The following is a 10,003-nucleotide window of genomic DNA, read 5'->3' as shown; positions in this document are numbered from 1 at the left end:
ACGCCTTCCCGTCGCCCTGGACGTCCCACCCTATGCCCCTCGACCTGCACGCCCTGTATCCCAGGCTGATCCACCTGCAAGTCGAGGCCGTACAGCTGGTACGCGCCTACGACGACGCCGACCTGGTGCAGGGCTACCCGGCCTACATCCGCCTGGCCAAGACCTTCGACGCCACCTCGGCCCTGCTGTTCGACGGCCTGGAGAACAAGGAATACGTGATCCAGTTCGTCATCCGCCCGCAAACCAAGGATGACCCGCGCCTGGCCAAGTTCATCGACATCTACCAACACTCGCCCGCCGTACGCGCCGCACTCGACAAGACCCACGGCACCCTTTACCAGGCCGGCTGGGAGGGCTGAGGTGAGCAGCGCCAGCGCCCTCAGGGCGCCCACCAGCCAGCCCGCGCCGCTGCCTGCCCGCGAGCAGGTGCTGCGCCCGGAGGTCTTTGAGGCCCACGTGCGCTTCATCGGCCTGGGCAAGACCTACCCCGGCCAGGGCCAACCGGCCTTGCAAGGCATCGACCTGAATATTCGTCGTGGCGAGATCTTCGGCATCATCGGCCGCAGTGGCGCGGGCAAGTCGTCGCTGCTGCGCACCATCAACCGCCTGGAACAGCCCAGCGAAGGCCGGGTGCTGATCGACCAGGTAGACATCGCGGCGTTCGACGAAGACCGCCTGGTACAGCTGCGTCGGCACATCGGCATGATCTTCCAGCACTTCAACCTGATGTCGGCCAAGACCGTGTGGCAGAACGTCGAGCTGCCGCTGAAAGTGGCCGGCGTGGCCAAGGCCGAGCGCCAGCACAAGGTGCGCGAGCTGCTGACGTTGGTGGGGCTGGAACACAAGCACCATGTCTACCCCGCACAGCTTTCCGGTGGCCAGAAGCAGCGCGTGGGCATTGCCCGGGCGCTGGTGCACGACCCGAAGATCCTGCTGTGTGACGAAGCCACCTCGGCGCTCGACCCGGAAACCACCGCCTCGATCTTGGAACTGCTGCGCGACATCAACCAGCGCTTGGGCCTGACCATCGTGCTGATTACCCACGAGATGGCTGTTATCCGCGATATCTGCCAGCGCGTGGTGGTGCTCGAACACGGGCAGGTGGTCGAACAGGGTGAGGTGTGGCAGGTGTTCGGCGCACAGCGCCACGAGGTCACCCGCACCCTGCTCGCACCGCTGCAAGCCAAGCTGCCTGCCGCGTTGCAGGCTAGCCTGCGCGCCAGCCCAGCCAGCCGTGACGCGGCCACTGTGTTGCGCCTGACGCGGTTGGGTGAACCTGAACTGTCCGAGTTGTTCGCAGACCTGGGTGGGCAGGTACGTCTTCTACAGGGCGGCGTGCAGACCATCGGCGAACGCGCCCTGGCACAGCTTGTACTGGCCGTGCGCGGCTCGTCGCTCGAAGGCCATCAACTGCTGGAACGCGCCCGACGCTGGGGCGATGACGTGGAGGTGCTGGGCTATGTGGACTGAACGCCTGCTACAAGGCCTGCTCGATACCCTGCTGATGGTCGGCGTATCGTCGCTGATCGCACTGCTGGCGGGCATTCCGATGGCGGTGCTGCTGGTCACCAGTGGCAAGGGCGGCATCTATGAAGCGCCGCTGCTCAACCGGGTGCTGGGCGCCTTCGTCAACCTGTTCCGCTCGATCCCGTTCCTGATCCTGATGGTCGCACTGATCCCCTTCACCCGCCTGGTGGTGGGCACCACCTATGGCGTGTGGGCCGCTGTGGTGCCGCTGACCATCGCTGCCACGCCGTTCTTCGCGCGCATTGCCGAGGTGAGCCTGCGTGAGGTCGACCATGGTTTGATCGAGGCCGCACAGGCCATGGGGTGCCGACGCTGGCACATCATCTGGCATGTGCTGCTGCCCGAGGCACTACCGGGGATTGTGGGCGGCTTCACCATCACCTTGGTGACTATGATCAACTCCTCGGCCATGGCCGGGGCGATCGGTGCGGGTGGGCTTGGTGATATTGCCTATCGCTATGGATACCAGCGGTTCGATAGCCAGATCATGCTGACAGTGATCGTCATGCTGGTGGCGTTGGTGGCGGTGATCCAGCTCGGCGGAGATCGGCTGGCCAAAGGCTTGAACAAGCGCTGAAACTTGCGCGGGTCGTGTAGGAGCGGGCTTGCCCGCGAATCAGGCACCGCGGTGTATGGCCATGGCTTCGCCCTGGTTCGCGGGCAAGCCCGCTCCTACAGGGTCCGTGTCGTGTTCGCGATCAGGGCCAATGCAGGTCAGAAGGCGGCACCGGCCGCCCGAACCAGTACCCCTGCCCCAGCTCGCACTGGTGTTCCAGCAGGAAGCGCGCCTGTTCGGCCTGCTCGATACCCTCGGCATGCACCTGCATGCCCATGCTGCGGGCCAGCGCGATGATGACCCGGACGATGGCCACATCGTCCTCATCGAGCGGCAACCCAGCCACGAAACCCTGGTCGATCTTCAGCTTCTGCACCGGCAGGCGCTTGAGCCGCAGCAACGATGAATAGCCCGTGCCGAAATCGTCGATCGCCAGCCGCAGACCCAGTTCGCGCAAGCGGTGCAGTTGCTCCAGCGCCACCTCCGGGTCGTCCATCACTGCGCTTTCGGTGACTTCCAGCTCCAGTAAGGCAGGGTCCAAGCCGGTCTCGTGCAGCACCTGGGCCACCTGTGGATAAAGGTCACGCTGGCCGAACAGGCGGCTGGACACATTCACCGCGACGAACTCAAGCCCCCGCCCTTCGGCCTGCCACTGCACCATCTGCCCGCACGCCTGGCGCAGCACCCAGGTATCGATCTCGGCAATCAGACCGGTACGCTCGGCAACAGGGATGAACTCCCCCGGCGGCACCAGGCCGCGTTGCGGATGCTGCCAACGCACTAGCGCTTCTACGCCGACCATGCGCGAGCTGAACAGGTCATACACCGGCTGGAAGAACACCCGCAGCTCGTCCTGCTCCAGTGCCCGACGCAGCTCGCCAGCGGTCTCGACGCGATGCTGGGCGTGGGTGGTCAGTTCTTCGGTATACAGCGCATAGCAGGCGCGGCCATTGCCCTTGGCCTTGAACAAGGCCGCATCGGCGTTGCGCAGCAGCTGCTCGGCGCCCAGGGCGTCGGCGGGGAACAGGCTGATACCCACGCTGGCGCTGATGAACAGGCGTTGCTCGTCCAAGTCGAACGGCTCGCGCAGGTGTTCGATGATCGATTGGGCCACCGAGGCGGCCTGGCCGACCTGCTGGCAGTTTTCCAGCAGCACGCCGAACTCGTCGCCGCCCAGGCGCGCCAGGGTCACGCCGCTGCCGAGCAATTCACGCAAACGCTCGCCCACATGCTTGAGCAACTGGTCGCCCAGGGTGTGGCCCAGGCCATCGTTGATGCTCTGGAAGTGGTCGAGGTCCAGCAGCAGCAGGGCACAGCCACGCTTGTTGGCCTGTGCCGACGCCAGCGCCTGCTCGGCACGGTCGTTGAACAGCAGGCGGTTGGGCAGGCCGGTCAGCGGGTCGTGATGGGCGACGTAGGCCAGTTCCTGCTCGGTGTGCTTGATGGCGCTGATATCGCTGAACACTGCCACGTAGTGGCTGAGTTCGCCCTGCTCATCGCGAATGCTGCGGATGGTCTGCCATTGCGGGTAGATCTCGCCGCTTTTGCGGCGGTTCCAGATCTCTCCGCTCCACTCGCCCTGGTTGTCCAGCGCGGCGTAGATCTGCTGGTAGAACGACGCGCCATGGCGGCCGGACTTGAACTTGTTCGGGCGCTGGCCCAGCACTTCGTCCTGCTGATAGCCGGTGATGCGCATGAACGCGCGGTTGACGTGCACGATCAAGCCGTCGCGGTCGGTCACCAGCACGCCCTCGAGGGTGCAGTCGAACACCGCTGCGGCCATGCGCAGGCGCTCGCGGTCCTCGTTGCGCAGGCGCGCGCCGACGCCGATGAAACTCAGCAGACGGGCGCGGGAGAAGAAAATCAGTGCAGTGCTGAGCAATACCCAGACCACCACGTTGATCTGCCGACCGACGGTCAGCGCCAGCGGGTCGTCGGTCATGCCCCGCAATACACCCTCGGACAGCGCCAGCCAGAGGACCGAAAGCACCAGGTAGAGCGCAGCCATGCGCAGGGCGTCGCGTGCGGAGACAGACATGTCGGGTGGGTAAGCCCCTGAAAAATGATGGGGCATTATAAAGGCTGAAACATCCCGTGACTTCCTATCAAAAAGGGCGACTGGTTTTATTTCCCCGCCAATGGATAATCGGCCCCTGTTTCCTTGTTATCCCGAGGGTATTTGCCCCATGTGGTATTACGGTCTGCTCGACCTGTCGGCCTGGCAACTGGTCGGCGTCACCTTGCTGATGACCCACGTCACCATCATCAGCGTCACCCTGTACCTGCACCGCTACTCGGCCCACCGCGCCCTGGAGCTGAACGCAGGCCTCAAGCATTTCTTCCGCTTCTGGCTGTGGCTCACCACCGCGCAGAACACCCGCGAATGGACGGCGGTGCACCGCAAGCACCACGCCAAGTGCGAAACCCCCGACGACCCGCACAGCCCGGTACAAAAGGGCCTGGGCACAGTGCTGCGCAAGGGTGCGGAGCTGTACCGCGAAGAGGCACTGAACCCGGAGACCCTGCGCATCTACGGCAAGAACTGCCCGGAAGACTGGGTCGAGCGCAATGTCTATTCGCGCTTCAAGTACGCCGGTATCACCCTGATGGCGGTGATCGACCTGCTGCTGTTCGGCACCATCGGCATCACCATCTGGGCTATCCAGATGATGTGGATTCCATTCTGGGCCGCCGGCGTGGTCAACGGCCTGGGGCATGCGGTGGGATACCGCAATTTCGAATGCAAGGACGCCGCCACCAACCTGGTGCCCTGGGGCATCATCATTGGCGGCGAGGAGCTGCACAACAACCATCACACCTACCCCAACTCGGCCAAGCTCTCGGTCAAGCGCTGGGAATTCGACATGGGCTGGATGTGGATCCGCCTGCTGTCCATGCTGCGCCTGGCCAAGGTGCAGCGCGTAGCGCCCATCGCCCACCGGGTGGAGGGCAAGGCGCACCTGGACATGGACACCGCCATGGCCATCCTCAACAACCGCTTCCAGATCATGGCCCAGTACCGCAAGCTGGTGATCGGGCCACTGGTCAAGCAGGAGCTGGCACGGGTCGACGATGCCGTGAGCCACCGCTTCCGCCGCGCCAAGCGCTTGCTGTCGCGTGAAACCAGCCTGCTGGAGGAGCGCCACCACGTGCGTATCGAGTCGATGCTGGCGCACAGCCAGGCGTTGAAGACCATCTACGAGAAGCGCCTGGCCTTGCAGCAAATCTGGGCGCAGACCAGCGCCAACGGCCACGACATGCTGGCCGCCATCAAGGAGTGGGTACACGAAGCCGAGGCCAGCGGTATCCAGTCACTTCGTGACTTCGCCGCGCAACTCAAGACCTACTCCCTGCGCCCCACCGCCGCCTGACCGCCGTTGATCGGGCCGCCCCGCAATGGGGCGGCTCTTTCGGAACAATTGTCCCAATTCTCACTCGAAAGGATTAAATCGCCCGCGCGGCGGGTCGCCCTGTGCCCACGCGCTTTTCTGAAGAGATTCGTTCCGTGCACATGGCCAAGAATCCACCCGCCCCACTGTCTGCCTCCACGCCGCCCGAAGCGGCCCAGACCCTGCTCGCCCTGCTGCACGCCCAAGGTGAAGTGGCACGTCTGAGCGAGCGCGAGCAGCTCTACAGTTCCCTGCTCGACAGCGTTAACGCCGTGCTCTGGGCCTTCGACTGGGAAACCCGCCAAGTACTGTATGTAAGCCCGGCCTACGAACGTATCTTTGGCCGCCCGGCCAGCCTGGTACTCGCCGACTACAACGAATGGCGCGACGCGATCTACCCCGACGACCTCGAATACGCCGAACACAGCCTGGCCCAAGTGCTGCTCAAGGGCTCGGTAGAAGACCGCGAGTACCGCATCATCAATGCCATGGGTGAGGTGCGCTGGCTGAGCGACAAGTGCTTCATCAACCAGCAGCGCGAGGGAGACCGGGTAATCATCGTCGGCATCGCCGAGGACATCACCGAAAAGAAACAGCTCGAAGGCGAATTGCAGCGCTTGGCCACCACCGATGTGCTGACCCAGAGCAGCAACCGCCGGCACTTCTTCGATTGCGCCCAGGAAGCCTTCGACCGCGCACGGGAGGACGGCACGCCGATGTCGTTCCTGCTGCTGGATATCGACGACTTCAAGCAGGTCAACGACAGCTACGGCCACCAGGAAGGCGACCAGGTGCTGCAAAGCATCGCCGACAGTGGCAAGGCCGTGCTACGCCGTGGTGATTTGTTCGGGCGTATCGGCGGTGAGGAGTTTGCAGCGGTGTTCCCCGGTTGCACAGCGCAGGTGGCCGAGCAGATCGCCGAGCGCTTGCAGCGCGAGATCCAGCGGCTGAGCTTCACCCATGAACAGCAGACCTATGGCGTGACGGTCAGCCAGGGCCTGACTGGGCTCGAGGATGGTGACGAAGCGCTCGACAAGCTCTATGCCCGCGCCGATGCGGCAATGTACCGGGCCAAGCGCCAGGGCAAGAACCAGATCGTGCGGGGCTGAAACGCTGCCACAGAGCTTCAGTTTCGCTCATGCTGGCCTGGCTTCGGGGCTGCGCCTGTCTTGTACGCCATAACGAAAAATGCTCCGTATCTTTCGATACGGAGCATTTCCCTGAAAGGCCGGATAGATTGCTAGTTTCTACACAGTCTAAGCAGGCTGCTTTCGTCGTTTTGCCCAAGACGCACTCAAATGGTGGCTTTAGGATCAGCACCGAAACGGTTGGCCCCGGAGGTTCCTTCCTGGATCATGAAGATCAGGTTGACGATAGGCACCAGTAGCCACCAGCCGCTGTGGTTGCTGTCGTGCAGGCGGCGCACGGCGACTGCAATGCCGGGGAGGAGTACCACCAGGCTGAACAGGCTGCTTAGGAACTGTGGTGCGCCGACCAGGCCTTCGACGAAACCAATGAAGAATGAGATCAGGGTGCTGACCAGCAAGAACAACCAATATTCCTTGCGGCGCGCACGCCCCTGGAATGTGGCGTATTTCTTCATGACTTCGAAGAACACATTGCCGAAGGTTATCGGTGTATGGCTGAGGGCGGCATTAGTTGTGCCGACATCGGTGGCGAGTTGGGTAGCGCCACAACCTGGGCAGCTCGATGCGGTTTGATGAATTTCTTTGGCGCAGGCACGGCAGAACACCATGTTCATATGGTTTTCCCTCACAGTTGGTTAATTTGTCCACAATCCGATGAAACAAAGTAGTGCTACGCCAGACATGACTACGCCGGCGATGGCCAGGCCATTACCGGTTTTCTTCTGGCTTATGCTGATGGTGCCCGTGATAAGGCTGACGCTGGCGAAAAAGCTCAGGCCGAGCAGGGTTTCGCTATCCCATTCACTGTCATCGAACAATGAAAGGACGCAGATAATGCCCAGGATCAGAGACGTGATACCCAGCCACGGCGTTTGGCCACCGGTTGACTGTGTGTCGGGGGATTGTGCGAATTGAGGAGCGCCACATTGTGGGCAGGTATGTGCCGATTCGTGCAACTGATGTGCGCAACCGCGGCAAAAGACCATTGCCATTGAGAGTCCTTTCGAGCGTTCCACGAACGCATCTCTGATCGATGTTCCTTACCGCTCACGTGAGCAGCCTGCTGCCGGGGTTAACAAATATTTCATTGACGGCGAAAGCATGGCATCAACAGATTGCAGAAAAAACTGGACGCAAAAAAGGCGCCTCGCGGCGCCTTGATTAATGACTGGATGGTCAGAACTTCGCCATCTGACCGATCCGCGCACCCTATCGCTCACCAGCAGCAGGACGCGTCCGACCCACGCATAAGTAGGCAATTGCGTCGAGCCAGGGCTAATGCATCTAAGGTTGCGTCGGCGCCTCTCTGGAGTCGTCGTTCAGGACACCCGAGCTATCCGCATCGGCGACATTCTCCTGTGCGGCCTCGACCTCCTCTGACATCGGCGCCTCCTCCACAACCGGCTCAACCACCGCCGGCACTTCCTCCTCCTTGCGCAACCGCCGCAACTCCGGCAACCCCAGCTTCAACAGCCGAGCCGTCTTGCTGCTGGCAACCTTCTCCAAGCCCTGGCTCGCGGGTAGCCGCGATAACTGCCCCGCCAGGTTCATCGCCAGGATCTCCCGCGAATACACCCCGCCACCGAGCTGGTACACCGCCGCGATCAGCTCACGCAGCGACAGCGGCAGGCGCCAACGGGTGCGCAGGGCCGAGCCGAACGGCGCGCCGAACTCGTTGAGCGCGATTTGCACCTGGTCTTCGTCCAACTCGCCACCGGCCAGGCGCCACTCCTGCAAGCAACGCAGCACCGCCAGGTCGCCCAGGCAATGCAAGAGGCCCGCGCAATAGCAACGCTCTTCGTCCACCTCGAGCATGCGCGCCAGGGTGCGACCGATCTCGGCGGTGTGCAGCGAGAGGTCCCAGAAGTGGGTGGCTTGGCGCGCCAGCAACGGGTCGCTCAGGCGCGCACTGCGCTTGAGGGTCAGCCCCAGGATCAGGTTCATGCTCTGGGTACTGCCGAGCTTGTTCAGCGCTTGCAGCAAGGTTTGCACTGGTGCTTCGCGATGCAGGGCCGCACTGTTGGCAGCCGCGATGAGCACCGCCGTGATCTGCGGGTCGTTGCGCACCTCGGCTTCCAGCACCCGCAGGTCCAGGCCCTGGGGGTTGAGGGCGCGCTTGATCGCCACCTGCACATCAGCGAACAGCGGCCCGCCGTCGGCGGTGGCGCGGCGCTGTTCCAGGTAGGGGTGCAGTTGCATACCAGGTTGCAGCGGTGGCACCGGGCAGGCGACCTGCTCGCCCGCGCCCAGCAGCAGGTGCTCCAATCGTTTGCGCAGGCTCTCGATATTCAGCGGTTTGCTCAGGTACGCGGTGGGGTGCAGCGGCAGCGCTTCCTTCACGCTGGCGCTGTCGTTGCGCTCGCTCATGAGGATGAACGGCAGGCCGGGTTGGTCCTTCTTGCCGCGCACTTTGCGCAACAGATCGAGGCCATCGATGCCCGCCAGTTCGCGGGCGGCGATGATCAGGTCGGGTTTACTGGCCAGCTCGCTCATGGCTTGCGAGCCGTCGGCGCACACCTTTACCTGGGCATCGCAGCGTACGCTCAGCAGCATTTCACTGAGCATGTCACGCACCCAAGGGTCGCTTTCGGCAATCAATACAAGAGGAGGGGCGGCGTTTGCAGCGCTCATGGGGAAACTCCTGGTAATCCTTGACGTGCGGCCTGGGGCAGCGGTTCCAAGGCAAGTCCTGTCACAACGATAGCGCCGGCAATCGGCGTTGGGCATAAAAAAAAACCCGCCGAAGCGGGTTTTTTTTGAACTGCGTCACACTTTATCAGGCCAGTTCTGCGAAGCACTCTTCGATGATCGCCAGGCCCTTGTCCAGCAGCGCATCTTCGGCGGTCAGCGGAACGAGGATCCGCAGGACGTTGCCGTAGGTGCCGCACGACAGCAGGATCAGGCCCTTGTCACGCGCCTTGGCGACCACTTGGGCTACAGCGGCAGCGTTCGGGGTATGGGTGCCCTTCTCGAACACTTCCACGGCGATCATCGAGCCCAGGCCGCGAACATCACCGATGATCGGGTTGTTTTCCTGGATCTTGCGCAGGCCAGCGGTGAGGCGCTCGCCAACGGCCTTGCTGCGGTCCAGCAGTTTCTCTTCCTCGAACACCTGGATGACGGCCAATGCCGCGGCGCAGGCGATCGGGGAACCTGCATAGGTGCCGCCCAGGCCGCCCGGGGCGATGGCGTCCATGTACTCGGCCTTGCCGCACACACCAGCCAGCGGGAAGCCGCCAGCGATGGACTTGGCGAAGGTGGTCAGGTCAGGCGCGACGCACATCTGCTTGCCGAGCCAGGCGTGCCGCTGGACGCCGACGCGCTGGAAGACCTGTTCCACTTCCTTGGCCAGTACGACCTGCTCAGCGCGCAAGACGCCGCCC

General features: G+C 63.1%; 10 protein-coding genes. 5 read left to right on the top strand and 5 right to left on the bottom strand.

Annotated features, from left to right (window positions below; all coding sequences use genetic code 11):
• The 3 genes from ACQKPE_RS24940 to ACQKPE_RS24930 all read left to right on the top strand — a co-directional run.
• Nucleotides 1-359 (top strand): MetQ/NlpA family ABC transporter substrate-binding protein (locus ACQKPE_RS24940; protein ID WP_427669327.1); only part of this gene is annotated, 359 nt, incomplete at its 5' end.
• A gap of 1 nt (nucleotide 360) precedes the next feature.
• A complete protein-coding gene (locus tag ACQKPE_RS24935; protein WP_427669325.1) occupies nucleotides 361-1,470 on the top strand; it encodes a methionine ABC transporter ATP-binding protein in 1,110 nt (369 codons plus the stop codon).
• A complete protein-coding gene (locus ACQKPE_RS24930) occupies nucleotides 1,460-2,104 on the top strand; it encodes a methionine ABC transporter permease (RefSeq protein WP_375098930.1) in 645 nt (214 codons plus the stop codon). Before ACQKPE_RS24935 ends, ACQKPE_RS24930 begins: the two co-directional genes overlap by 11 nt.
• Before the next feature lie 121 nt (nucleotides 2,105-2,225).
• On the opposite strand, the gene dibA is transcribed toward ACQKPE_RS24930, so the two are convergent.
• Entirely contained in the window at nucleotides 2,226-4,121 is a 1,896-nt protein-coding gene (dibA, locus tag ACQKPE_RS24925; protein WP_427669323.1) for a phosphodiesterase DibA, read from the bottom strand.
• A gap of 148 nt (nucleotides 4,122-4,269) precedes the next feature.
• On the opposite strand from dibA, the gene desA reads away from it, so the two are divergent.
• On the top strand, nucleotides 4,270-5,454 hold the full coding sequence (gene desA, locus ACQKPE_RS24920) for a delta-9 fatty acid desaturase DesA (RefSeq protein ID WP_427669321.1): 1,185 nt from the start codon (nucleotides 4,270-4,272) through the stop codon (nucleotides 5,452-5,454).
• Nucleotides 5,455-5,594: 140 nt separating this feature from the next.
• Nucleotides 5,595-6,581 (top strand): GGDEF domain-containing protein, encoded by a 987-nt coding sequence (locus ACQKPE_RS24915; RefSeq protein WP_427669319.1) that lies wholly within the window; start codon nucleotides 5,595-5,597, stop codon nucleotides 6,579-6,581.
• A 185-nt stretch (nucleotides 6,582-6,766) separates the two neighbouring features.
• Here ACQKPE_RS24915 and ACQKPE_RS24910 read toward each other — a convergent pair whose 3' ends face one another.
• The 4 genes from ACQKPE_RS24910 to ACQKPE_RS24895 all read right to left on the bottom strand — a co-directional run.
• A complete protein-coding gene (locus ACQKPE_RS24910; protein WP_427669329.1) occupies nucleotides 6,767-7,228 on the bottom strand; it encodes a DUF805 domain-containing protein in 462 nt (153 codons plus the stop codon).
• A gap of 27 nt (nucleotides 7,229-7,255) precedes the next feature.
• Nucleotides 7,256-7,612: a DUF4190 domain-containing protein gene (locus ACQKPE_RS24905; RefSeq protein WP_427669317.1), complete on the bottom strand. Its 357-nt coding sequence runs from the start codon at nucleotides 7,610-7,612 to the stop codon at nucleotides 7,256-7,258.
• A gap of 292 nt (nucleotides 7,613-7,904) precedes the next feature.
• Nucleotides 7,905-9,251: an HDOD domain-containing protein gene (locus ACQKPE_RS24900; protein ID WP_427669316.1), complete on the bottom strand. Its 1,347-nt coding sequence runs from the start codon at nucleotides 9,249-9,251 to the stop codon at nucleotides 7,905-7,907.
• Nucleotides 9,252-9,396: 145 nt separating this feature from the next.
• A partial coding sequence (locus tag ACQKPE_RS24895) for an aminotransferase class III-fold pyridoxal phosphate-dependent enzyme (RefSeq protein ID WP_427669315.1) occupies nucleotides 9,397-10,003 on the bottom strand: 607 nt, incomplete at its 5' end.

Origin of the sequence: Pseudomonas sp. NPDC089554, assembly GCF_050280645.1 — a bacterium.
Taxonomy (GTDB): domain Bacteria; phylum Pseudomonadota; class Gammaproteobacteria; order Pseudomonadales; family Pseudomonadaceae; genus Aquipseudomonas.
The sequence above is the reverse complement of the archived record's forward strand: the minus strand, read 5'-3'. Positions and strand labels throughout refer to the sequence as shown.

Bases quoted from the DNA above. Each gene is read 5' to 3' on its own strand.
- ACQKPE_RS24900 (WP_427669316.1), bottom strand. From the start codon at position 9,251: ATGAGCGCTGCAAACGCCGCCCCTCCTCTTGTATTGATTGCCGAAAGC.
- dibA (WP_427669323.1), bottom strand. From the start codon at position 4,121: ATGTCTGTCTCCGCACGCGACGCCCTGCGCATGGCTGCGCTCTACCTG.
- desA (WP_427669321.1), top strand. From the start codon at position 4,270: ATGTGGTATTACGGTCTGCTCGACCTGTCGGCCTGGCAACTGGTCGGC.
- ACQKPE_RS24910 (WP_427669329.1), bottom strand. From the start codon at position 7,228: ATGGTGTTCTGCCGTGCCTGCGCCAAAGAAATTCATCAAACCGCATCG.
- ACQKPE_RS24905 (WP_427669317.1), bottom strand. From the start codon at position 7,612: ATGGCAATGGTCTTTTGCCGCGGTTGCGCACATCAGTTGCACGAATCG.
- ACQKPE_RS24930 (WP_375098930.1), top strand. From the start codon at position 1,460: ATGTGGACTGAACGCCTGCTACAAGGCCTGCTCGATACCCTGCTGATG.
- ACQKPE_RS24915 (WP_427669319.1), top strand. From the start codon at position 5,595: ATGGCCAAGAATCCACCCGCCCCACTGTCTGCCTCCACGCCGCCCGAA.